The organism is Variovorax sp. VRV01, assembly GCF_014852545.1.
GTDB classification, from domain to species: Bacteria; Pseudomonadota; Gammaproteobacteria; order Burkholderiales; family Burkholderiaceae_C; genus Variovorax; species Variovorax beijingensis_A.
In genome coordinates this window covers 15,635-37,639 of the sequence record NZ_JACVBS010000021.1, presented here as the reverse complement: position 1 = coordinate 37,639, position 22,005 = coordinate 15,635, and the positions used below count along the sequence as shown (strand labels likewise).

The 22,005-nt window shown below is 68.8% G+C and carries 22 protein-coding genes; 14 read left to right on the top strand and 8 right to left on the bottom strand.

The genetic code is table 11. From position 1 onward, the window contains the following. The first annotated feature begins 5 nt into the window (after window positions 1–5). Together IB278_RS28150 and IB278_RS28145 are read left to right on the top strand one after the other, a co-directional pair. Window positions 6–1,484, top strand: a complete 1,479-nt coding sequence (locus tag IB278_RS28150; protein WP_145744046.1) for an NAD-dependent succinate-semialdehyde dehydrogenase — start codon at window positions 6–8, stop codon at window positions 1,482–1,484. Between the two features lie 89 nt (window positions 1,485–1,573). Continuing rightward, window positions 1,574–2,578, top strand: coding sequence for a MerR family transcriptional regulator (locus tag IB278_RS28145; RefSeq protein WP_192327030.1), 1,005 nt, complete (start codon window positions 1,574–1,576; stop codon window positions 2,576–2,578). A 21-nt stretch (window positions 2,579–2,599) separates the two neighbouring features. On the opposite strand, the gene pyrF is transcribed toward IB278_RS28145, so the two are convergent. After that, a complete protein-coding gene (gene pyrF / locus IB278_RS28140; protein WP_145744042.1) occupies window positions 2,600–3,295 on the bottom strand; it encodes an orotidine-5'-phosphate decarboxylase in 696 nt (231 codons plus the stop codon). 109 nt (window positions 3,296–3,404) lie between these two features. On the opposite strand from pyrF, the gene IB278_RS28135 reads away from it, so the two are divergent. Further along, window positions 3,405–3,845, top strand: coding sequence for an NUDIX hydrolase (locus tag IB278_RS28135; protein ID WP_145744040.1), 441 nt, complete (start codon window positions 3,405–3,407; stop codon window positions 3,843–3,845). Window positions 3,846–3,872: 27 nt separating this feature from the next. Here the strand turns inward: IB278_RS28135 and IB278_RS28130 are convergent, their stop codons facing one another. Beyond that, entirely contained in the window at window positions 3,873–4,412 is a 540-nt protein-coding gene (locus tag IB278_RS28130; protein ID WP_145744038.1) for a cupin domain-containing protein, read from the bottom strand. Next, on the bottom strand, window positions 4,409–5,152 hold the full coding sequence (locus tag IB278_RS28125) for an NAD-dependent epimerase/dehydratase family protein (RefSeq protein WP_192327027.1): 744 nt from the start codon (window positions 5,150–5,152) through the stop codon (window positions 4,409–4,411). Before IB278_RS28125 ends, IB278_RS28130 begins: the two co-directional genes overlap by 4 nt. 86 nt (window positions 5,153–5,238) lie before the next feature. Here IB278_RS28125 and IB278_RS28120 point away from each other — a divergent pair, with 86 nt between their 5' ends. Both IB278_RS28120 and IB278_RS28115 read left to right on the top strand, forming a co-directional pair. Further along, on the top strand, window positions 5,239–6,684 hold the full coding sequence (locus tag IB278_RS28120; RefSeq protein WP_192327024.1) for a PLP-dependent aminotransferase family protein: 1,446 nt from the start codon (window positions 5,239–5,241) through the stop codon (window positions 6,682–6,684). A 63-nt stretch (window positions 6,685–6,747) separates the two neighbouring features. Next, the gene (locus IB278_RS28115; RefSeq protein WP_192327021.1) at window positions 6,748–7,992 is read left to right on the top strand and encodes a glycerophosphodiester phosphodiesterase; all 1,245 of its coding nucleotides are present in this window, start codon (window positions 6,748–6,750) and stop codon (window positions 7,990–7,992) included. 58 nt (window positions 7,993–8,050) lie between these two features. On the opposite strand, the gene IB278_RS28110 is transcribed toward IB278_RS28115, so the two are convergent. Beyond that, window positions 8,051–9,190 carry a hypothetical protein gene (locus IB278_RS28110; protein WP_192327018.1) on the bottom strand — a complete coding sequence of 380 codons (1,140 nt, stop codon included), beginning with the start codon at window positions 9,188–9,190 and terminating at the stop codon, window positions 8,051–8,053. Between the two features lie 123 nt (window positions 9,191–9,313). On the opposite strand from IB278_RS28110, the gene IB278_RS28105 reads away from it, so the two are divergent. Further along, window positions 9,314–9,931, top strand: coding sequence for a type IV toxin-antitoxin system AbiEi family antitoxin domain-containing protein (locus IB278_RS28105; RefSeq protein ID WP_192327015.1), 618 nt, complete (start codon window positions 9,314–9,316; stop codon window positions 9,929–9,931). Beyond that, entirely contained in the window at window positions 9,928–10,773 is an 846-nt protein-coding gene (locus IB278_RS28100; protein WP_192327012.1) for a nucleotidyl transferase AbiEii/AbiGii toxin family protein, read from the top strand. The genes IB278_RS28105 and IB278_RS28100 overlap by 4 nt, the downstream gene beginning before the upstream one ends. A gap of 20 nt (window positions 10,774–10,793) precedes the next feature. On the opposite strand, the gene IB278_RS28095 is transcribed toward IB278_RS28100, so the two are convergent. Further along, window positions 10,794–11,705: a LysR substrate-binding domain-containing protein gene (locus IB278_RS28095; RefSeq protein WP_192327009.1), complete on the bottom strand. Its 912-nt coding sequence runs from the start codon at window positions 11,703–11,705 to the stop codon at window positions 10,794–10,796. Between the two features lie 123 nt (window positions 11,706–11,828). On the opposite strand from IB278_RS28095, the gene IB278_RS28090 reads away from it, so the two are divergent. The 7 genes from IB278_RS28090 to IB278_RS28060 all read left to right on the top strand — a co-directional run bounded on the left by IB278_RS28090 (window position 11,829) and on the right by IB278_RS28060 (window position 18,582). Beyond that, on the top strand, window positions 11,829–12,992 hold the full coding sequence (locus tag IB278_RS28090; RefSeq protein ID WP_192327006.1) for a CaiB/BaiF CoA transferase family protein: 1,164 nt from the start codon (window positions 11,829–11,831) through the stop codon (window positions 12,990–12,992). Between the two features lie 50 nt (window positions 12,993–13,042). Next, entirely contained in the window at window positions 13,043–13,960 is a 918-nt protein-coding gene (locus IB278_RS28085; RefSeq protein WP_192327003.1) for a dioxygenase, read from the top strand. Between the two features lie 12 nt (window positions 13,961–13,972). Beyond that, window positions 13,973–14,779 carry a citryl-CoA lyase gene (locus IB278_RS28080; protein WP_192327000.1) on the top strand — a complete coding sequence of 269 codons (807 nt, stop codon included), beginning with the start codon at window positions 13,973–13,975 and terminating at the stop codon, window positions 14,777–14,779. Beyond that, a complete protein-coding gene (locus tag IB278_RS28075; protein WP_261380303.1) occupies window positions 14,776–15,750 on the top strand; it encodes a Bug family tripartite tricarboxylate transporter substrate binding protein in 975 nt (324 codons plus the stop codon). The genes IB278_RS28080 and IB278_RS28075 overlap by 4 nt, the downstream gene beginning before the upstream one ends. 53 nt (window positions 15,751–15,803) lie before the next feature. Then, window positions 15,804–16,790, top strand: a complete 987-nt coding sequence (locus IB278_RS28070) for a Bug family tripartite tricarboxylate transporter substrate binding protein (RefSeq protein WP_192326997.1) — start codon at window positions 15,804–15,806, stop codon at window positions 16,788–16,790. Window positions 16,791–16,841: 51 nt separating this feature from the next. After that, window positions 16,842–17,657: an AadA family aminoglycoside 3''-O-nucleotidyltransferase gene (locus IB278_RS28065; RefSeq protein WP_192326994.1), complete on the top strand. Its 816-nt coding sequence runs from the start codon at window positions 16,842–16,844 to the stop codon at window positions 17,655–17,657. A gap of 64 nt (window positions 17,658–17,721) precedes the next feature. Continuing rightward, window positions 17,722–18,582 (top strand): NmrA family NAD(P)-binding protein, encoded by an 861-nt coding sequence (locus tag IB278_RS28060; protein WP_192326992.1) that lies wholly within the window; start codon window positions 17,722–17,724, stop codon window positions 18,580–18,582. Between the two features lie 27 nt (window positions 18,583–18,609). Here the strand turns inward: IB278_RS28060 and IB278_RS28055 are convergent, their stop codons facing one another. The 3 genes from IB278_RS28055 to IB278_RS28045 all read right to left on the bottom strand — a co-directional run bounded on the left by IB278_RS28055 (window position 18,610) and on the right by IB278_RS28045 (window position 21,961). Next, window positions 18,610–20,406 carry an alkaline phosphatase D family protein gene (locus IB278_RS28055; RefSeq protein ID WP_192326989.1) on the bottom strand — a complete coding sequence of 599 codons (1,797 nt, stop codon included), beginning with the start codon at window positions 20,404–20,406 and terminating at the stop codon, window positions 18,610–18,612. A 143-nt stretch (window positions 20,407–20,549) separates the two neighbouring features. Beyond that, the gene (locus IB278_RS28050) at window positions 20,550–21,143 is read right to left on the bottom strand and encodes a hypothetical protein (RefSeq protein ID WP_192326986.1); all 594 of its coding nucleotides are present in this window, start codon (window positions 21,141–21,143) and stop codon (window positions 20,550–20,552) included. A 152-nt stretch (window positions 21,144–21,295) separates the two neighbouring features. Next, on the bottom strand, window positions 21,296–21,961 hold the full coding sequence (locus IB278_RS28045; RefSeq protein WP_192326983.1) for a TetR/AcrR family transcriptional regulator: 666 nt from the start codon (window positions 21,959–21,961) through the stop codon (window positions 21,296–21,298). Between the last annotated feature and the right edge of the window lie 44 nt (window positions 21,962–22,005).

The window sequence follows — 22,005 nt, the reverse complement described above, 5'->3', positions numbered from 1 at the left end:
CGACCATGACACTGACACTTGAACGCCAGGACCTGATGCCCGGCCAACAGCTCATCGGCGCCGACTGGCGCGAAGCCAGCGACGGCCGCCGCCTCGAGGTGACCGATCCCGCCACCGACGGCGTCTTCGCGAGCGTGCCCGACGGCACCGCCGCCGACGCGCGCGCCGCAGTGAACGCCGCGCATGCCGCCTTCCCCGCCTGGCGCGCCGTGCCGGCGAAGCAGCGCGCGCAGATCCTCAAGCGCTGGAACGACCTGATGCTCGCGCACCAGGAGGACCTGGGCCGCCTCATTTCGCGCGAACAGGGCAAACCACTGGCCGAAGGCCGCGGCGAAGTGGCCTACGCGGCCAGCTATGTCGAATGGTTCGGCGAAGAGGCCACGCGCGCCAACGGCGACGTGATTCCGGCCCCCGTGACCGGCCGCCGCATGCTCGCGCTGAAGGAGCCCGTAGGCGTGGTTGCCGCGATCACGCCGTGGAACTTTCCGGCCGCGATGATCGCGCGCAAGATCGCGCCCGCGCTGGCCGCAGGCTGCACCGTGGTGTGCAAGCCGGCCGAGGACACGCCGCTGACCTCGCTCGCGCTCGTCAGGCTCGCGCAGGAGGCCGGCGTGCCCGCGGGCGTGCTCAACATCGTCACGGCCTCGCGCGAACGCACGCCCGAGGTGGTCGACGTGTGGCTGGCCGATGCGCGGGTGCGCAAGATCAGCTTCACCGGCTCCACGCCTGTCGGCAAGCACCTGGCGCGCGCCTCGGCCGACACGCTCAAGAAACTGTCGCTCGAGCTCGGCGGCAATGCACCGTTCATCGTGTTCGAGGATGCCGACATCGATGCCGCGGTGGAAGGCCTGATGGCCGCCAAGTTCCGCAACGGCGGGCAGACTTGCGTGTGCCCGAACCGCGTGTTCGTGCAGGCCCGGGTGCACGACGCCTTCGTCGACAAGCTGGCCGCGCGCGTCGGCGCGCTGAAGGTCGGCCCGGCCACCGAGCCCGACTCGCAGATCGGCCCGATGATCAACGCGCGCGCGGTCGACAAGATCGAGCGCCACGTGCGCGACGCCGTGGCCCGGGGCGCGCGCATCGTGGTCGGCGGCGAGCGGCTGCGCTCGGCGCGCTGCGACGGCCCCAATTACTACGCGCCGACCGTGCTCGTGAACGCCGATGCGGGCATGGATTGCAGCTGCGAAGAGACTTTCGGACCCGTGGTGCCGGTCACGCGCTTCGACACCGAGGCCGAGGTGATCGCCGCCGCCAACGACACGCCCTTCGGCCTGGCCGCCTACTTCTACTCGACCGACGTGCGGCGCATCTGGCGCGTGGCCGAGGCGCTCGAATCCGGCATCGTCGGCATCAACGAAGGTGCACTGGCCGCCGAGGCCGCGCCCTTCGGCGGCGTGAAGGAATCGGGCTACGGGCGCGAAGGCTCGGTGCACGGGCTCGACGACTACATGCACACCAAATACCTGTGCCAGGGCGGGCTTTGAGGCGGCGACCGCGCCTTTTCGGCATTCGGGCTTGACCCGGCCCCAGGGGCATCCTCTAAAAGGGGAAGATCCACCGTAAGGAACACTTCATGCGATCTTCCGCCCCGCACCTGAATCCCTCCGAAGCAGCGAGACGGCTCGGCGTCTCGGCCAAGGCCCTGCGGCTGTACGAGCAGCGCGGCCTGGTCGAGCCCGGCCGGACCGCGGCGGGATGGCGGACCTACGGCCCGGCCGAGATGACGCGCGCAGGCGAGATTGTCGCGCTGCGCGCGCTCGGCTTCAGCCTGGCCCAGGTGGCACGGGTGCTCGCGGGCAATCCTGAAGGCCTGGAGCAGGCGTTGGCCGCGCACCAGACGGCGCTGGAAGCGCAGCTTCGCCAGCTCGCGCACACCGTCGAGAAGGTCCGCGGCTTGCGAAGCGGCATTGCGCAAGGCCGGACACCGACCATCGGCGAACTCACGGGCCTGCTGGCACCCGCCTGCGAAGTCCGCCTTGCCTTCGACCTGCCATGGCCCTGGGGCGGGGAGCGCTTCGAGCTTCGCGAGATCCGGCCGCTCAACTACATCGTCGGCCCGCTCGGCAGCGGCAAGACCCGGCTGGCGCAGCGCATTGCCGAGGCACTGCCCAACGCGGCCTGGCTCGGGCTGGACCGGCGGGCGGAGGGCGGTGCCGCTGCGCCCGAGCCTCGGGTCGAGCGCGCGCTGGCCTGGCTCGTGGAGGACGGTGCGACGCCATCGGACGCGCTGATTGCACTTCTGGCCGGGCTGGAAGCGGAAGGGCCCCATGCCGTGGTCGTGGACCTGATCGAACACGAGCTGGACCAGGCCACCCAGGAGGCGCTGATCGCCCGGCTGCGCCGCCGCGGCCCCCACGCGCGGCCGATCTTCATGCTCACGCGCTCCTGCGCGATCCTCGACCTGGCGGCCGTCGGGCCGGACGAGGCGATCATCCTGTGCCCCGCGAACCACAGCCCGCCGAGCCTGGTCGCACCCTGCCCCGGCGCGCCGGGCTACGAGGCCGTCACCACCTGCCTGGCGACGCCGCAGGTGCGGGCGCGAACGGCGGGACTTGCGGCGTGGCGGCAGGCGGCCTGATCACGTCGAGCCGCGCTCCATTCAGCGCACCGCCGACAGCTCCGCGCGCATGGCGGCGAGGGCATCCACAGGATTCGAAGCGCGTGATATCGGACGGCCGATGACCACGTGCGTCGCGCCGGCGCCGACGGCCTGCGCCACCGTGGTGAAGCGCGCATGGTCGCTCTTCGAGTCGCCGGCCAGCTGTATGCCGGGCGTGACGATCAGCATGCCCGGCGGCAGGGTCTCGCGAAGCAGCCGTGCCTCCAGCGGCGAGGCGACGACGCCGTGGCATCCCGAGTCCGCGGCAAGCCGTGCAAGGCGCAGCACCTGCTCGGTCACCGTCGAGCCGACGCCCACTTCGTGCAGGGCTTCGTCGTCCATGCTGGTGATGACGGTGAGCGCGAGTACCTTCAGGTGGGGAAAGCGGCGCGCGGCCTCGACCGCAGACCGAAGCACCGCCGAGCCGCCCGAGGCATGGACCGTCACCATCGAGGCGCCGATCTGCCCCGCCGCGGTGACGGCCGCGGCGACCGAACTCGGAATCTCCAGCAGCTTGAGGTCCAGAAAAACATGCTTGCCGCCCTCCACGAGCTCGCGCACGATCGAAGGCCCGGCCGCTGTCAGCAACTGCAGGCCGACCTTGTAGAACGTCGCTTCGGCGCCCAGTTGCCGCACGAGGCCCGTGGCCGATGCAGCGGCGGCGAAGTCGAGCGACACGATGATGCGGCTGTCCAAGCGCTTACCTCGTCTGGAAGATCGGTCCAGCATAAGCGATCGTGCCGCTGTCCGCGCGGGCGCGGCGGAGATGGCGCGGCCGCCTCCGCCTGGCGACAATCGTTCGACCATGAAAACCATCTCCTACGGCGTGCTCATCGTCAACGAGCAAGGCCAGCTTCTCATGGCGCACGCGACGGGCCAGAAGCACTGGGACATCCCCAAGGGCGGCGGAGAAGCCGGCGAGTCCGCGCGCGAAGCAGCCATCCGCGAAGTCCGGGAAGAGACGGGCATCGAGCTGGCCGCAGATTCGATGGAAGAGCTCGGGCGCATGCCGTACCGTCCCGGCAAGGACCTGCACCTGTTCCGCGCCTTCGTGCACACGCGCGACTGCGACATTGCGGCCTGCAAGTGCACGAGCTTCTTTCCTCACCACGCTTCAGGCGTGATGACGCCCGAGGTGGACCAGTTCAGGTGGGTGGACCCCGCGGACGTACCGGCGCTGGCCGCAAAGTCGATGACGGCGGCGCTTCGGACGCTGCCCGGCTTCGGAACGGCGAGGGACATCTGACGCCGCTGGCACCTCGATGCGCCCCGCTCAATCGGCATCCGGCGGCAGCACCAGCGGACCGCAGTTCTCGTCGGCAACGAACACTGCCACCAGCTTTGCGGGGCGCACCGGATCGGGGTTCTCCGCAAAGAGATGCAGCGTGCGCGGCGGCTCGAAGAAGGTCTCGCCGCTCCTGTAGGTGCCCACCGGAGCGCCGCCGAGCTGCGAGCGGATGGTGCCTTCCAGAATGATCGCGGTCACCGAGCCCGGATGCCGGTGCGCCGGCGAATAGGCCAGCGGCGGAAAGTCGACGAGCACGGTGGTCACCGACTTGCCCGGCACGTTCGGCAGCGCCTCGCACGAGAGCACCTTGACCGAGGTCGCGGGCCTCGCATCGGCACCCGAACCCGCGGGCGCCGGGGCCGACGAGAACATGGGCCGCGCCACGCTGCTGCACACATCGGCGAACCATTGCGCCGCCTCCTGCCGGTTGCCGTGCGGCATCAGCGCCCAGCCGGCGGCCAGCACCAGGGAGAGCGCCGCAATGCCCGCGCCGAGCGGGCCGCGATGAAGCCTCGCCGCATTCACGATGCAACCCTCTGGCGCAGCCGCAGCGACGCACTCCAGCCCAGCTCGCGCCTGGCCTTCTCGCTGCTGACTTCGGGGTTGTGCTCGGCAATGTTGAAGACACCGCCCTGCGCATGCCGCAGCGCCAGCACCGCGGCCCAGGCCGCAGCCTCCACATGGACCGGGCACGCGCCCCTGGGCTCGGCGCTCGACGTGCCTGGACCGTAGAACTGCCCGTAGCGCAGCACCGTGCCCGTGAGGCCCGCCGTGCCCAGCACACTGCGCTCCAGCGCCGCCACGCCGGCCACGCTGACGCCGCGCGTGCCTTCGGCCGCGAGATCGAGCGGATCTTCCTCGACGTGCGGGGTCGCGCCGGACGCATAGAGCCAGGCGATGCTCTGCGCCACCAGCCGGCGGCTGCCGGCCGCCACCGCCGCGGCCACGAGGTTGCGCGTGCCCTCGTCTCGCACGCGCGCATTGCGATGGGCCGCATCGGCCATCAGCCTGGGATCGAGGTCCGGCGGCAGGTCGGTGAGCTGGTGGATCACGCTCGCTGGTGCTATGCGCCTCAGCGCCGCGCGCAGCGCTGGCGCCTCGAACACGTCGACGACGACGGGCACCGCGCCGCGCGCCTCCAGCGCATGCGCGCGCTCGGGGCGCCGCGTGCTGCCGTACACGGCGTAACCCGCGTCGAGCAACAAGGGCACGAGTGCGCTGCCGATGGCACCGGCCGCACCCGCCACGAATATCTTCTCGCTCATCGCACGTCCTTTTCTACTGGCCGTGCGAAGCTTAGGTTTTCGATGACCCATTCCAAAGAGCCAAGATTCGTCAAAATGAATGGGCCATGATTCAAGAGAAGAAATCTTCCGCCGCCCTCCTCGCGATCGACCGCGCAACGTCCACGCCGCTGCACCGGCAGATCTACGAGCGCTTCCGCACGGCCATCGAGCAGGGCCTGCTGCGCCCGGGCGATCGCGTGGCCTCGGCGCGCAGCCTGGCCAGCGAGCTGGGCGTGGCGCGCGGCACCGTCGAGGCGGCCTACAACCAGCTCGCGGGCGAAGGCTATTTTTCACCGCAGGGCCAGGCGGGCACGGTGGTCTCGCCCTCGCTGCCTTCCCCACGGTCGGCGCGCCGCGCCCCCCGGCCGGCCGAGGCGCGGACCGTGGAGCAGGAACTCGCCGAACCCGCGCCGCCACCGCCTTTGCAGCTGGGCATTCCCGCGCTCGATGCCTTCCCGCGCAAGCTCTGGGCGCGCCTGGTGTCGCGCCGTGCCAGGGCAACGGCCGCGGCCGACATGTTCTATGGCGATCCCGCGGGCCGTCCGTCGCTGCGCACGGCCATTGCCGCCTACCTGCGGGTGTCGCGCGGCGTCGCGTGCCATCCGTCGCAGGTCTTCGTGACCGGCGGCTACCGCGCATCGCTCGCGCTCATCTCGCACGCACTGCTCGCAAGGGACGACCGCGTGTGGGTGGAAGACCCGGGCTATCCGCCGACGCAGGAAGTGCTGCGCAGCGCCGGCCAGCGCACGGTGCCCGTGGCGGTGGATGAAGAAGGCCTGGTCGTTGCGCACGGCATGCGCAAGGCAGCGAAGGCGAAGATGGCCATCGTCACGCCCTCGCACCAGGCGCCGCTCGGTGTCTCGATGTCGCTCGCGCGCCGGCTGCAGCTGCTCGACTGGGCCTGGCAGGCAAAGGCCTGGATCGTCGAGGACGACTACGACGGCGAATACCGCTACGCCGGCCCGCCGCTGCCCGCGCTCAAGAGCCTCGACCGCCACGACCGGGTGCTCTACGCCGGCAGCTTCTCGAAAGTGCTGTACCCCGGCTTGGCGCTGGGCTACGTGGTGGTGCCCGATGCGCTGCGCGGCGCCTTCGGCGAGGCCGCGCGGACAGGGTCCAACGGATGTCCGCAGCTCACGCAGGCGGTGGTGGCCGACTTCATCCGCGAAGGCCACTTCTCGCGCCACCTCAAGAAGATGCGGCTGCTCTACGCGCGCCGCCGCCAGATGCTCGCGGCCGCACTGCTGAAGGTCTTCGGCGAGGACGTGCGCATCGACCTGCTGGGCGGCGGCATGCACCTGATCGCGCGCTTCGACCGGCGGCGAGACAGCGATGAGACGCTGGCCCGCCGGGCGCAGCGTGCCGGCCTGAACTGCCAGCCGCTGTCCGTGCGGGGCACGGCAAGCTTCCGCGATGCGGGGCTGCTGATCGGCTTCACCAACATCGGCTCCGCGATACGTGCGCAACAGCTTGCAACGATGTTGCGGGCAGCCCTGGACCGAAAGCCCTGAGAATTCACCGGCCTGTCATGCACGCCGCCTAAGGTCCGTCCGCACACCAGCGAGGAGACATCCATGCACACCCTGAAAAAGATCTGCAATGCGTTCTTCGGCCTGGGCCTGCTGCTCGCCGCCGCGGGCCCGGCCAACGCGCACGAGGAGAACGCAAGGCGCCGCGCCGACAATGCGCCGCTCGTGATCGGCCATCGCGGCGGCGCCAACGGCTACCTGCCCGAGCACACGCTGGAGGCCTACGCGCTCGGCATCTCGCTGGGCGCCGACTACATCGAGCCCGACCTGGTCGCCACCAAGGACGGCCACCTGATCGCCCGGCACGAGCCCAACCTGATCGACACCACCAACGTCAAGGACCTGCCGCAGTTTGCCAACCGCCGGCGCACGGTCATGCTCGATGGTGTCGCGACCGACGGCTTCTTCGCCAGCGATTTCACGCTGGCCGAGATCAAGCAGCTGCGCGCCGTGCAGTCCTTCGCGGAGCGCGACCAGTCGTTCAATGGCAAGTTCCAGATCCCGACGCTGGCCGAGGTGATCGACCTGGCCAAGCGCAAGTCCCGCGAAGAGGGGCGGCGAATCGGGATCTATCCCGAAACCAAGCATCCCACCTACCACCAGAGCATCGGCCTGCCCCTGGAGGACAGGCTGCTGAACGTGCTGAGCGCGGCCGGCTGGAACCAGCGCAACGCCCCTGTCTTCATCCAGTCCTTCGAGACCGCCAACCTTCGCTACCTGCGCAGCAAGACGAGCGTGCGCCTGATCCAGCTGGTGGACGCCAACGACGTCAAGCCCGACGGCACGCTGGACCTCAGCAAGCCCTACGACAAACCCTACGATTGGGTGGTGTCGAACCGCGACGGCCTCTTCAGCGATCTGCTGACGCCGCGCGGCCTGCAGGAAGTGAAGGGCTATGCGGACGGCATCGGCCCGTGGAAGCCGTACTTGATTTCGAGCGCGTGCAAGTCCGTGCAGGCCGGGGCGTGCGCCGACGTGACCGGCGACGGCGTCATCGACGAGCGCGACCGCGTGCTGCTGCCCCCCACCAACGTGATTGCCAATGCGCATCGGCTGGGACTGCTGGTCCATCCGTACACCTTCCGCAGCGAACAGAAGCGCCTGACCGGCAGCTTCGGCGGCAACGCGGTCAATGAATACCTCGCGTTCTACGAAGCCGGCGTCGACGGGCTGTTCAGCGATTTCGCGGACACGGCGGTCGCGGCACGCGCGATGTTCCTGCTCAAGCACGATCCCGACTACGCCGCCTGCCTCGTCAATTCGCGCAGGTGCGAACGCAATAACGATTGATTGAGGTCCGCCGGGCGGAAGGTCTCAGCCGCATGCGCTTCAGCGAGCTGCGCTTGCTTCAGGTTCCTTCGCTGCCGTCCGGCCTTTTTTGCTGAAGGTCGATCCGCAGTCCTGCGGCCTTGCCGTCCTCGACCTGGAGCGCGAAGCGCATCGCCGGACCTTCGACAAGGACCTCGAGTTCGAGCTTCGCCGTCGCCTGGCTGATGCCCATCTGCGCACCCTTCCAGGCGGCCGCCGCATCGCGGGCCGTGAGTGAAGCCATCTCCAGCTTCAGGCCACGACCCACGGACTGGGAGTCAAGTCTGATCGCATGGCGCCCCTCGAGGCGCACTTGCAAGCCCGGCACCGCAACGAGCCCCTCGCCAAGCCGCAGCTCGCCCGAAAGCGACGTGCGGCCCAGCAACAGGCGCGCCTGCTGCGTCAGCCCATGGCCCGGGCCCCTATGGCCCTGGCGCAGCATCGACTCGGCAAAGGCCTGCAGCTGCAACTTGCCGCGCTCGGAGACCCAGGGGCCCAGCAAGGCCCCGCGGTGCTCGAACACCACGCCCGCGAGCGGCGCCGCGGCGAACTGGTACAGATAGCTGCGCCCGTTGGGCGCGTCGACGTAAATGCCCATCCGGCTCACGCCCATGCGCGAGTCGGGCCCGACATGCTCGACCGTCGCATCGTTGAAGTCGATCTGGCCATGGCGAACGGGCACCGTGACGTCGGCGTCGAACAGCAGATGCGCGTCGGTGATCCGGCCGCGGATGGCGCCTTCGGCCTCGTGGAGCGGCGCAAGGCGCCATGCATCGGCCTCGCCGCCGGGCGTTGCCGCCGCTGCGTCCGCCGCGCCCTGGCTCGCCTCGCGGATCTTCTGTATCTGCGGCGGCAGGACCAGCGGGCCATGCAGCTTCACCCCGGAGAACTCGGCCTCGTCCGCCTGGACGGAAACCAGGCGCGGCACGCCGGCCTCGACGCGCAGCCGGGCCACCAGCTCATGGACGTCGATGCGGCCGATTTCAAGGACGAACGGATCCGACGCAAGCCGCAGCGCCATCGCCTCGAACCGCCGGACCCGGAGTTCGACGGCGCCGTCCGGCAGGGATTGCCACGTCACGCCCTCGAGCGCGCAGCGATTGCGCCCGGCATCGCCGGAGGCGCCGAGTTCCGATCCGAGTGCGAGTTCGATGAGGGAGGCCGCGAGCGAGACGGTCATGCCGTGCTTCTACCAGAGCTCGCGCCGCCTTTGCCATCGGAAGTGAGTAGGCGGCCAAACCTTCGAAGTTCGAAATTTAGTCATTTATTGACAACTGACTAGTAATTGCAACAAACTAGCACAGTGGCACTGCACTCCAATCCCACCCTTGAACAAGCCACGCTCGCACTCGCCAAGCGCCAGCCGCTGCTGCGCGCGCGGGATCTTGCGAGGCAGGGCCTGCCGACGGCAGTTCTCAGCCGGCTCGTGGCGGCCGGCAAGCTCGAGCGCGTTGCTCGCGGTGTCTACAGCCTGCCGGGACGCGCGCTCAGCGAGCACCGGTCCCTGGCCGAGGTGGCGCTGCGCGTGCCGCGCGGCGTGGTGTGCCTGCTCTCGGCTTTGCGCGTCCACGGCATCGGCACGCAGACGCCGTTCGAGGTCTGGATGGCGATCCCGCATCACTCGCCCACGCCGCGACTGGACCAGCCCGCGCTGCGCGTGGTGCGCATGTCGGGGGCGGCCTTGACCGAAGGCGTCGAGCCCGTCGAAATCGACGGCGTGCAAGTACCTGTGTTCAATGCCGCCAAGACAGTCGCCGACTGTTTCAAGTACCGCAACAAGATCGGGCTGGACGTGGGGCTGGAAGCGCTGCGCGACGGCTGGTCGCAGCGCAAGCTGACGATGGATGCGCTCTGGCAGTACGCCACGGTGGATCGCGTGACCAATGTCATGCGCCCCTATCTGGAAAGCATCACGGCATGAGCCGCAATCTCGCAGCGTCCATCCGCGCCCGCTTGAAGCAGCGCGCAGACGCCACGAGACAGGACTTCAACCTGACGCTCACCCACTATGGGCTGGAGCGGCTGCTGTACCGGCTGTCGATCTCGCCGCATGCCGCCAACTACCTGCTCAAGGGCGCGCTGCTGTTTTCGCTGTGGTACGACCAGCCGCATCGGCCGACCCGCGATGCAGACCTGCTGGGCTTCGGTCTGGACGACATCGACACCGCCACTTCGGTGTTCCGCGATATCTGCCGGATCGAGCTGGAGGATGGCATCGCGTTCGATCCTGCCTCGGTCAAGGGCTCGGTGATCCGCAAGGAAGCGGGTTATGGCGGCGTACGGATCGATCTGCGAGCACAACTGGATGGCGCGCGCCTCGCGCTGCAAGTGGATATCGGCTTTGGCGATGCGGTCACGCCGGCACCGGAATCGGTGCAATACCCGGTGCTGCTCGAAGACCTGCCCGCGCCGCAACTGCGCGCTTACCCGAAATACACGGTAGTCGCCGAGAAGTTCCATGCGGTGTGCCTGCTGGGCATGGCCAATACCCGCATGAAGGACTACTTCGATCTCTGGGTGCTGCTCACCGAAGGTTCGCTGGAAGCCGCCGAGATGCGCCGGGCCGTCGATGCCACTTTCGCGCGGCGGCAATTGGTGATGCCCAACAGCCTGCCCTCGGGGTTGAGCGATGCGTTCGCGCAGGATCCAGCGAAACAAAGGCAATGGGCCGCCTTCCTCCAAAGGAACCAGTTGGGTGACCTGGATCTCGCCATTGTCGTCGCGCGGTTGCGCAGCGAATTCCAGAACCTCCGAACAGCCTGAAAAGCCGGTACCGTTCGTTGCTACCGCACGCGCGGGCCAGCTCCCTGTAGGCTGCTTCGCAGCGCCAGCTTGCGCACGATGGTCGAGAACGCGCGCGTGGCCGCCGCGTCGCGCGCCACCGGTGACCACAGCATGCCGGGCGTGCGCACGGGCGTGGGGCTTTCGAGCCGGATGACCACGAGCCCCGAGAGCGGGTTCACCACGTTCGCGGCCACGATGGACGCGAGCTGCGTCTTGGCGACCAGGTCCATCATCGGCGCGAGCGTGTTGATCTCAGCCACCACGTGCGGCTGCGCACCGCGGGAGCGGAAGCATTCGTCCAGCATCTGGCGCGTCGCGAAGCTGGCCGGCAGCAGCACCATCGGCAGGCGGTGCAGCTCCACCATGCGCACACGCTTGCGCCGCGCGAGCGGATGTTTTTTGGCCACCACCAGCACCATCTCCTCGTTGTAGAGCGGCTCGAACTGCAGCGGCCCGGGCACGCTCGGCCGGTAGGCGATGCCCAGGTCCAGCGTGCCCTGCTGCAGGCGCGCGGCGATCTGGTCGGCCGACAGCTCCTCGACCACCACCTTCACGCGCGGGTGCCGCGCCTGGAAGCTCGCGATGCAGTCGGGAATGAAGCCGAGGTTGAAGGTGTGCGTCGAGCCCACGCGCAACTCGCCGGTCACGTCGGAGCTGTCCTGGCGCAGCGCGCCCAGCCCCAGGTCGATCTCGTGCAGCGCCTTGGTGCAGTAATGCAGGAACTCGTCGCCGGCGTCCGTCAGGCTCACGCGCTTGCCGATGCGGTCGAACAGCGCAACGCCGATCTCCTCTTCGAGTTGCTTGATCTGGTGCGACAGCGTCGACTGCGTCACGTGCAGGCGCTCGGCCGCACGCGTGAAGTTCAGCGAGCCCGACAGGGCGATGAAGTAGCGCAGGTGCCGGAGTTCCATGGCGTTCCTCGGGGGCAATGATCGATGGCATCGATGCTAACGATGGAAAACAATCATTTCCGAGATTCGCGAATGCAACCTAAAGTTTCTCCGGCCCCCACAACGACCACAGGAGACCTCCCGGTGCAAAAAGTCCTCAGCGGCATCAAGGTGCTGGAACAAGGCACGTTCATCACCGGACCGGCCGCCGGCATGTTCCTCGCGGACCTGGGCGCCGAGGTGGTCAAGATCGAGCAGCCCGGCGCGGGCGATCCGTTCCGCGCCTTTCGCGGCGGCCTCTACAGCCCGCACTTCCAGACCTACAACCGCAACAAGCGCAGCGTCACGCTCAACCCCAAGCTGCCCGAGGACGCGGCCGTGTTCGACGAGCTGGTCAAGGACGCGGACGTCTACATCCAGAATTTCCGCCCCGGTGCGGCCGAGCGGCTGGGCGCCGGCGAGTCCCGGCTGCGGGCGCTCAATCCGCGCCTGGTCTATTGCGCCATCAGCGGTTTCGGGCAGACCGGCCCCGCGGCCGCGCGCCCCGCCTACGACACGGTGGCGCAGGCTGCGAGCGCCTTTCTCAAGCTGCTGGTGAACCCCGCCAACCCGCGCGTGGTCGGCCCCGCGCTCGCCGATGCCATGACGGGCTTCTACGCCGCCTACGGCGTGCTCGGCGCGCTGGTCGAACGGGGCCGCACCGGCCGCGGACGTGCGGTCGAGGTGTCGATGCTCGAAGCCATGTGCCACTTCAACCTCGACGCCTTCACGCATTTCTTTTCGGAGGACGAGGTCATGGGTCCGTTCAGCCGGCCGAGCGTCTCGCAGTCCTATGTGCTGGAGTGCGCGGACGGCCTGTGGATTGCACTGCACATGTCCTCGCCCGAGAAGTTCTGGCAGGGCCTGGCCAACGCCATCGAGCGCCCCCGCCTGTTCGCGGACCCGCGCTTCGCGTCGCGCGAGGCGCGCATCGCGCACCAGGAAGACCTGATCGCGCTGCTCGGCGGCGTGTTCCGCCAGCAGACCCGCGCTGCGTGGTGCGCGCGGCTCGAGGCCGAGGACGTGCCGCATGCGCCCATGTACGACACGCGCGAGGCCATGGAAGACCCGCAGGCGCGGCATCTGCAGCTGCAGGTGAGCGCGCCGCACCCCGAGGGCGGCGAGTGGCACACCATCCGCTCGCCCGTGAGCTTCGACGGCGAGCGCGCGCTGGAAGTCACGGCACCCCCCATGCTCGGGGCCGACAACGCGGCCATCGTCGATCCGATCCGCCAGCGCCTGGGGCAGCCTCCCAACGCCGCGCGCTGAGCCCGGCACGGCCTTCCGAAAACACAACGCGCCAGGAGACAAGACAAACCATGACCCCATCGAACGAAAGCGAGCTGACGCAGACCGTGCTCAAGAGCCTGCAGGGAACGCGCGACGCGCGCTTCCTGCAGCTCATGCAGTCGCTGATCACGCACCTGCATGCCTTCATCCGCGACGTGGACCTGAAGCCCGACGAATGGATGCAGGCCATCGAATTCCTGACGGCCACGGGCCAGACCTGCACCGACAAGCGCCAGGAGTTCATCCTGCTGTCGGACACGCTGGGCGCCTCGATGATGGTCGTGATCCTGGACCAGCTGCGCGCCGCCGCGGGCAAGCGCGGCCGCGCCGTGAACGAAGCGACCGAAGCCACCGAGCTCGCCGAGGCCACGCACGCCACCGTGCAGGGCCCCTTCTACTGGGAAGGCGCGCCCGACCTGCCGCTGGGCGCCGACGTGGCTCAGGGCGCCCGCGGCGAGCCGACCTTCTACAGCGGCCGCGTCACCGACACCCACGGCCAGCCGCTCGAAGGCGCGCTGCTCGACATCTGGTCGGGCGACGGCGAAGGCGTGTACGACATGCAGCTCGAGGGCGCCGCGATGCAGGCACGCGGGCGCATCCGCACCGACCACGAAGGCCGCTACTGGTTCTGGTCGATCCGCCCGAGCTTCTATCCGATTCCGGTCGACGGGCCCGTGGGCCGCATGCTGGAGGCCATGGGACGGCATCCGAACCGCCCCGGGCACATCCACATGATGGTCTCGGCGCTGGGCCATGTGCCCGTGACCACGCACCTGTTCGTGGCGGGCAGCCCGTACATCGAATCCGATGCCGTGTTCGGCGTGCGGCCGCGGCTCGTCGTGGACTTCGAGTCCCACCCGCCGGGCCGCGCGCCGGACGGCCGGCCGATGGAGACGCCCTACTGGTCCGCGCACTACGACTTCCGCCTCGAACCCCGACACGCCTGAAAGACCACGCCCATGAAAATCGGAAAGTCCACCGTCCCGCGCACCGCCATCTGCACCTCGGACGAACACACCATCGTCGTGCGTGGCCAGGACCTGTGCCAGGAATTGATCGGGCACCTGTCGTTCAGCGACTATTTCTTCCTGCTGCTCACCGGGCGCCGCCCCGATGCCGCGTGCAGCGCCGTGCTCGACGCCACGCTGGTGGCGATCGCCGAGCACGGCCTCGTGCCGAGCGTGCAGGCCAGCCGCATGACCTTCGCGGCCGCGCCCGATGCGCTGCAGGGCGCAGTGGCGGCCGGCATCCTCGGCTGCGGCTCCGTCATCCTCGGCGCATCGGAAACGGCCGGGCGCCTGTTCATGGATGTGGCGGCGCGCATGGATGCAGGCGCCACGCTGCAGCAGGCCGCCGCCGCGGCCATCGCCGAACTCAAGGTGGCGCGCGCGGCGATCCCTGGCTACGGCCATCCGCTGCACAAGGAACGCGATCCGCGCGTCGACCGGCTGATCGACGTGGCGACGCAGGCCGGTGCCGACCTGCGCTATGTGCGCATCGCGCAGGCGCTGGAAGAAGCGATCCCGGGCATCGTCGGCAAGGACTTGCGCATGAACGTCTCCGCGGCAATTCCGGCGGTGCTGCTGGGCGTGGGCTTTCCGGTGGCGTCGCTGCGGGGCGTGCCGATCCTTGCGCGCACCGCGGGACTGATCGCCCACCTTGCGGAAGAGGCCGAGATGCCGAGCGGCTTTGCGCTCTCTTACCAGGCCACGCGCGAACTGCAGTACGAAGGCACGGTGCCCGCGGCCTTCGGGGAGGCGCGGTGACGAAGCGCCGTGCCATCCTGGCCGCGGCGGCTGTGGCCGCGGCGCTGCTTGCGCAGGGCAGCGGCAGCGCATGGGCGCAGGCGGGCGATGCGCGCCCCCTCAAGCTGGTCGTGCCCTTCGCGGCCGGCACCACGACCGACATCGTGGGACGCGTGCTGGCCGAAGCGCTGGGGCGCCAGCTGTCGCAGGCGGTGATCGTCGACAACCGGCCCGGCGCGGGCGGTGCCATCGGCAGCGAACTCGCGGCCCGCTCGGGGGCGGACGCACACACCGTGCTGCTGGGCACCGTGGGCACGCATGCCATCAATGCGACGCTCTACAAGCGCCTGTCCTACCAGCCGCAGCGCGACTTCGTGCCGCTGGGCTTCGTCGGCGCCACGCCCACGCTGCTGGTCGTGCCCGCCGCGGCGCCGTGGAAGACGGTGGCGGACCTGCGCCAGGCCAGCGGCAAGTCGGTGAGCTTCGCCTCGGCCGGCAATGGCACCTCGGGGCATCTTGCGGGCGAGTTGCTCAACCTGCGGCTCGGCAAGGACTTCGTGCATGTGCCCTACCGCGACGGCGCCCAGGCGCTCACCGAGGTGATGGCGGGGAACGTGCAATTCATGTTCTATCACCCGGCCGCCGTGCTGCCGCAGATCCGCGCCGGCAAGCTGCGCGCATTGGGCGCATCGAGCGCCCGGCGAAGCATGGCCGCGCCCGACGTGCCCACGCTCGCCGAGCAGGGCATTCCGGACTTCGACCTGGTCGCGTGGTTCATGTTGTATGCGCCGGCCGACATGCCCGCCGCGCAGCGCGACCGCCTGCGCGAAGCCACGCAGGCGGTGCTCGCCCAGCCTGCGGTGCGCGACAAGCTCGCGGCCCAGGGCATCGAGCCCCTGGCGATGAACACATCGGAAATGGCCGCCTTCGGCGCGGCCGAGATCGCGAAGTGGGGCGAGGCCGTGCGCCGCTCCGGCGCGCAGGTGGATTGAAGAAGACAGAACAACCCAACAAACGGGCCCCCATCGGCCCAAGGAGACAAGCCATGCGTTCGACAACAAACCTCGTCAAGAAGATGCTCGGCCTGGTGCTGGGCCTCGCCGGCATCCTGGCCACGGGCCATGCAGCTGCCCAGACTGCGGAATGGCCGAGCAAGCCGATCCGCATCGTGGTGGGCTTCGCACCCGGCACGCCGCCCGACATCTTCGCGCGCATGTACGGCGACTATGCGAGCCGCAAGCTCGGCGTGCCGGTGCTCATCGACAACAAGCCCGGCACGGCCGGCAACCTGGCGTCGGACACCGTCGCCAAGGCGCCGGCGGACGGCTACACCTTCCTCTACAACCTGTCGACGGCGTTCACGATCAACCCGTACATCTACAGCAAGCTGCCGTTCGATCCGGAGAAGGACCTGGTTCCCGTCGCCACCACGATGCGCCAGGGCCTCGTGCTGATCGCGAACACCAAGTTCCCGGCCAGGACCATCAAGGAGCTTGTGGCCGCGGCCAAGGAAAAGCCCGGCATCTACTCGCACGCCTCGTATGGCGCCGGCAGCCCGTCGCAGCTGATCGTCGAGTCCCTGAAGGACGAGGTGGGCATCACGATGCTGCATGTGCCGTACCGCGCGAGCCCCATCGCCGATCTCGTCGGCGGACAGGTCGACACGCTGATGGAACCGATCGCCACGGGCTATCCGCTGATCAGCAGCGGCCGCGTGCAGGCGCTGGCCTACTCGGGTCCCACCCGCCACCCCGCGCTGCCGGACGTGCCCACGCTCTCGGAGGTGATGCCGGGCTTCTCGATGATGTCGTGGCACGGCATCTGGGCACCTGCGAACACGCCGGCCGCGGTGCTCAACCGGTTCAATGCGGTGTTCGTCGAAGCCAGCAAGGACCCGGACCTCGCCAAGCGCATCAAGGACCTCAACAGCGAGCCGCTGGGCGTCACGCGCGCCGAGATGAGCGCGATGGTGCGCCGCGATGCGGAGATCTACAGCCGCGTGGTGAAGGCGCGCAACATCCGCGTGGATTGATCCGCCGCGTTCATTGCCTGCCCGTTTCCGCGGCCCTTAACATCGGCCGCGATGGCCGCTTCACTGTCACTGCCCCCTGAAATCATCCCGCAGCTGTCGCAGGCGCGCACCGTGCTCGAGCGCCACCTGGCCGGCACGCTCCAGGCCATCCACCTGTTCGGCTCCGCCGTCGATGGAGGGCTCAAGCCGCACAGCGACATCGACCTGATGGTGACCGTGGGCGCCCCGCTGGCCGTATCGGTCCGGCAAGCACTGATGATGGACCTGCTGTCGGTCTCGGGCAGCCCCGGCGCCGGCGCACCATGGCGCCCGCTCGAAGTGACGCTCGTCGTCCAAGGCGAGGTCGTGCCCTGGCGCTATCCGCCGCTGCGCGAACTGCAGTTCGGCGAATGGCTGCGCGAGGAACTGCAGGCCGGCATCGTGGAGCCCGCCATGCCCGACCATGACCTTGCGATCCTGCTCGGCAAGCTCAGGCAGCACAGCATCTGCCTGCTCGGCCCTCCCGCGGACGAACTGTTCGACCCGGTGCCGCGCGCCGATTTCACGCGCTCGCTGCTGGACACCGTGGCGCAGTGGAACGACGCGCCGGACTGGCAGGGCGACGAGCGCAATGTGGTGCTGGCGCTCGCGCGTATCTGGTTCAGTGCGAGCACCGGCGAGATCGCGCCCAAGGATGCCGCAGCCGCATGGGCGCTGAAGCGCCTGCCGGGCGAGCATCGGCCCGTGCTGGCGAGTGCGCATGCGGCTTACCTGGGCCGTGCGCCGGACAACTTGGCCGATCGTCCTACCCAGGTCGCGGCGTTCGTGCGCTACACCAAGGCACTGATCGTGGACATGGTCTGCGCAGGCCCTGCGCCCGCGCGGTGAGCCATTGCGCCCGATCGCACCTCAACAGACTTTCCTCCAGGCACGGCGAAAAGGAGAGACACGGATGTACGTCATCATGGGTGGCACAGGACACGTAGGCTCGGCGGTCGCGCAGGCACTGCTCGACCGCGGCGAACCAGTGACGATCGTCACGCGCGACGCGAAGCGCGCCGGCGCATGGCGCGCAAGGGGCGCCGAGATCGCCGAGGCCAACGTCGAAGACGTGGCGTCGCTGCGCGCGGCGTTGCAGCGCGGTCGCCGCGCCTTCCTGCTCAATCCATCCGCGGACACGTCGGCGGACACCGACACCATCGAGCGGCACACGGTCGCCAACATCCTGTCTGCGCTGGAGGGCTCGGGGCTGCAGAAGGTGGTGGCGGAATCGACCGGCGGCGCGCAGCCCGGCGAGCGCATCGGCGACCTGAGCGTGCTGTGGGAACTCGAAGAGGGCCTGCGCCGCCAATCCATTCCGGCAGCCATCAACCGTGCGGCCTACTACATGAGCAACTGGGACGGACTGCTCGACGCCGTGCGCAGCACGGGCAGGCTGCCCACGATGTACGACCCCGGCCTTGCCATTCCCATGGCCGCGCCGCACGACCTCGGCGAGATCGCGGCCCGCAGGCTGGTGTCCCCGCTCGACGACGTCGGCATCCGCTACGTGGAGGGCCCGAGGCGCTATACCTCGGCCGACGTGGCGAAGGCGTTCTCGCAAGCGCTCGGCCGGCCGGTGGAGCTCGACGTCACGCCGCGCGACCAGTGGAAGGCGGCGTACCGCGCCCTCGGCTTTTCAGAAGCGGCCGCAGACTCGTATGCGCGAATGACCGCGGTGAGCGTCGACAGCGGCTTCGAGATGCCAGGCGATGCCCTGCGCGGCTCGACGACGCTCGATGCCTACATCCGCGGCCTGGTGGCGCGATCCTGACGGTGGCGCGCCACCAACCCCCCATGCTCAGGCAGCGAGCACCTGCAGGTTGCCCGCGCCCGGCAGCGCGCGCAGCGTGGCGGCGAGCCGCACCGAATAGTCGCGGCTGAACACCGTGCTGACCTCGATGTAGTCGCAGCGCGCCTCGGCCGTCGTGAGCGTCAGCACGACATAGCCGCGCTTGCTGGTCTCGGCATAGCGCAGGTCGTCGACCATGCGCCGGAAGCCGTCGGCCAGCAGGTCGTTGGCGATCAGCGGCAGCGCCCGCTCGAAGCCCGGCGACGACACCGACGAGGTGCCGAACTCCACGCCGACCCGCTGCCCGGTGTTGTCGGTGAGGTTCCCGGCCCATGAATTGTGCGTGTCGCCGGCCAGCGAGATCAGGTTCTTGCCCTGGTTGCGCGCGATGGCCAGCACCGCGTCGCGCGCGGCCGGATAGCCGTCCCACGCGTCCAGGTTGTAGGGCACCTTCTGCTGCGTGACCAGGGCCCGCTGGCTGTCGCTGCGCGCGGAGTCCGGAAGCGCCAGCGCCGCCAGGTAGGCGGTCAATGTCTCGAGGCTGAAGTCGGTCGCGATGCTCAGGGGAATGGCCATGCGCATCATGAGCACCTGCTGGCCGAGCACCTGCCAGGTGCAGGGCGATGCAGACATGCGCTGCGACAGCCAGTCCACCTGCGGCTGACCCATCAGCTGCCGCGTCGGCGCCGACGCTTCCCCGGCCAGGTACTGCTCGAGCGTGACCTGCTTGTCGCGGCCGATCAGCCGGGTGTCGAGCATGTGCATCGAAGCCAGCGTGCCGAAGTCGAAGGAGCGGTAGATCCGCAGCGGGTTGGCGGGGTCGGGCAGCCGCGTCGGCAGCCACTCGTGGTAGGCCTGCACGGCGGCCGCGCGCCGTGCGGCAAAGCTGCCCTCGGTCGCTTCGTCATGGTTCTCGGCGCCGCCGGACCACGCGTCGTCGGCCACGTCGTGGTCGTCCCACACCGCGATCATCGGCAGCCGCGCATTGAGGGCCCGCAGGTCCGCGTCGGTGCGGTACTGCGCATGGCGCAGGCGGTAGTCCGCGAGCGTCAGGATCTCGTGGTCGGGGTTCGACTCGCGGTCGATGGCGATGGCGAGCTGCGACGCATAGCCCACGCGGCCGTACTCGTAGATGTAGTCGCCCAGGTGCAGCACCAGGTCGATGTCGGTGCGCCTGGCAATGTCGGCATACACGTTGAAGTAGCCGCTCGGGAAGTTGGAGCACGACACCACCGCCAGCCTCGCCTGCGATACGCCGCCCACCGGCAACGTGCGCGTGCGGCCGATCGGCGAGTGGTCGTTGCCCATGGAGAAGCGATAGAAATAGGTGCTGGCCGGCTGAAGCCCCGCGGCGTCCACCTTGACCGTGTAGTCGCGCTCGGGGCCGGTGCTCGCGGTGCCGCGCGCAACGATGATGCCGAAGCGCTCGTCGCTGGCCACCTCCCAGTCGACATTGAGCGTGCCCGGCGCAGGCGCCGTCACGCGGGTCCAGAGGATCACGCGGTCGGACAACGGATCGCCGCTCGCGATGCCGTGCTTGAACACCGAGTCCGAACCCTCGGGCGGGCTTCCGCCCCCACCTCCCCCGCCGCCGATGCCGCCGCCGAAGCCACCACCTCCTCCGCCACCGCCGCCGCCACAGGCGCTCAGGCCGATGCCGCTGCCCGTGAACATCGCGAACAGCACGGCGCTGCGCAGCAGCGAGCGCCGGGTGGTGCCGGTCAGGGCTTGCGGGGGATCGCTGTCCTCGTCATGGAAGGCATGGCTTGTCTCGCCGTTGTTCTTCTTCTCGTCGTGGGTGCGCATGGCTGTCTCCTGATCCGCCGACGGCAAGACGCACGGCACGCCTCGGTCCCCGTTCGACGTCGGCGCCATTTGAATGTGAAGCCCTTGGTTTTCAACGTAGGCTGCCGCCGATGCGCGCGTCAGCCGGGAACGCGGGGGTACCCTCAGTTCAACGTGTCGAAGAGCCTGAAGATCCACGACAGCTGGTAGACCAGCGTGGCCGCCACGAAGACGGTGTGAAAGCGCTGGCTGGCTGTCCTGGCCGCCACGATGCACAGCGTCACGAGAATGGGCGTGCGGATCAGGTATTCCAGCGCAAAGCGGGCGAAGTGCGCCTCGCCCTTGATCAGCGTGTCGACCACGTCGAGCAGGTAGGTCGCGCCCAGCAGGCCGAAGAACCAGGCGCGCCGGGCATAGAAATAGTCTTCATAGCTCGCGTAGTCGCGCATGCTGTCCGGAAAGAGCAGCGCGCACAGCAGGAACAGCACGATCGCGTAGCTCACGATGAAGGCATAGGTGCCGAAGGTCCAGCTCTCGATCTGGTAGAGGCCGAACTCCCACCACCAGAAATGCACCAGCGCCAGCAGGACCGAAGCCACCCAGGCAAGGTGCACCGCATAGAGCCGGTACTGCGCCGGGTGCTGCACGATGCGCGCCACGCCCGACAAGAGCCGCGTGACGCCAAGGCCGATCACCATGCCCATGACGATGCGGATGTGCGGGAAGATGTCGTGGGCGGAGATGGCTTGTTGCTGCATTCGGGGGCTTCATGGTGTTGGGACGGTGCCAAGGGATGGCCGGACTGCCCATGCCACGCTACAACACCTGGAGGTGCGGCTCAGCGCAAGACCCTGCTGCGACCGGGCGTTTTGCGCCCATGGCATGGCGCATTCCCGGCCGCGAACGCCTTCTATGCCTGGGCCATTCCCCGCATCAATGTGAGCAGGGCATGTTCGAGGTCTTTTTCGAAGTCGTACCGCAGGCTCTTCAAGTCGGGAAGCTCGATCACTTGTGCGGCCATCCCGGCCGGGTTGCTGAGCGGCCACAGCCCGATGATGAGCGGCAGCGCATGCTTCACCACCTGTTCGAAGGCTCGCACCGGCACGGCGGGCACGCGGGCATGGAAGTCCTGCGCTGTCCGTTGCCGAATGGCCAGCAGGCTGCCCTTGAAGTCGACCATGCGTTCGAACGACACCTTGCGCTCGAGGATGGACGGCAGGATGCTGATCAGCCGGCAAAGCAGGGGCCGGGCAGAAATGGTCGAGGCGAAGACGCGGGCAATGTGCTCGACGCTCGCGCCGGCCTTGCCGCCGCGCGCCAGCGCCGTGCCCAGCTCGGCATGCCATCCTGCAAATTCTTCGACGAGCAGGTCCATCAACACGGCCTCGCTGCTTTCGAAATAGCGGTAGACGTTCGACTTGGTCATCTGCGCCTCGCGCGCGAGTTCGTTGATGCCCAGGTCCAGGGCCTCCGGGCTCTGTTGCAGCATTTTCCGGGCGGTGACCAGCAGGTGGCGGCGCCGCTCTTCCTTCTGCTCGGCAGAGCGGGCGCGTACGTAGGGGATGGGCGAATTCATGCGGTGATCACGTTCCATTTGCTAAAAGACCGATGGTCTGTTAA

Coding starts and splice junctions, on each gene's coding strand:
- IB278_RS28145 (WP_192327030.1), top strand. CDS start 1,574: ATGCGATCTTCCGCCCCGCACCTGAATCCCTCCGAAGCAGCGAGACGG.
- IB278_RS28050 (WP_192326986.1), bottom strand. CDS start 21,143: ATGCAGCAACAAGCCATCTCCGCCCACGACATCTTCCCGCACATCCGC.
- IB278_RS28055 (WP_192326989.1), bottom strand. CDS start 20,406: ATGCGCACCCACGACGAGAAGAAGAACAACGGCGAGACAAGCCATGCC.
- IB278_RS28115 (WP_192327021.1), top strand. CDS start 6,748: ATGCACACCCTGAAAAAGATCTGCAATGCGTTCTTCGGCCTGGGCCTG.
- IB278_RS28120 (WP_192327024.1), top strand. CDS start 5,239: ATGATTCAAGAGAAGAAATCTTCCGCCGCCCTCCTCGCGATCGACCGC.
- IB278_RS28100 (WP_192327012.1), top strand. CDS start 9,928: ATGAGCCGCAATCTCGCAGCGTCCATCCGCGCCCGCTTGAAGCAGCGC.
- IB278_RS28070 (WP_192326997.1), top strand. CDS start 15,804: ATGCGTTCGACAACAAACCTCGTCAAGAAGATGCTCGGCCTGGTGCTG.
- IB278_RS28125 (WP_192327027.1), bottom strand. CDS start 5,152: ATGAGCGAGAAGATATTCGTGGCGGGTGCGGCCGGTGCCATCGGCAGC.
- IB278_RS28085 (WP_192327003.1), top strand. CDS start 13,043: ATGACCCCATCGAACGAAAGCGAGCTGACGCAGACCGTGCTCAAGAGC.
- IB278_RS28150 (WP_145744046.1), top strand. CDS start 6: ATGACACTGACACTTGAACGCCAGGACCTGATGCCCGGCCAACAGCTC.
- IB278_RS28065 (WP_192326994.1), top strand. CDS start 16,842: ATGGCCGCTTCACTGTCACTGCCCCCTGAAATCATCCCGCAGCTGTCG.
- IB278_RS28045 (WP_192326983.1), bottom strand. CDS start 21,961: ATGAATTCGCCCATCCCCTACGTACGCGCCCGCTCTGCCGAGCAGAAG.
- IB278_RS28080 (WP_192327000.1), top strand. CDS start 13,973: ATGAAAATCGGAAAGTCCACCGTCCCGCGCACCGCCATCTGCACCTCG.
- IB278_RS28060 (WP_192326992.1), top strand. CDS start 17,722: ATGTACGTCATCATGGGTGGCACAGGACACGTAGGCTCGGCGGTCGCG.
- IB278_RS28135 (WP_145744040.1), top strand. CDS start 3,405: ATGAAAACCATCTCCTACGGCGTGCTCATCGTCAACGAGCAAGGCCAG.
- IB278_RS28110 (WP_192327018.1), bottom strand. CDS start 9,190: ATGACCGTCTCGCTCGCGGCCTCCCTCATCGAACTCGCACTCGGATCG.
- IB278_RS28095 (WP_192327009.1), bottom strand. CDS start 11,705: ATGGAACTCCGGCACCTGCGCTACTTCATCGCCCTGTCGGGCTCGCTG.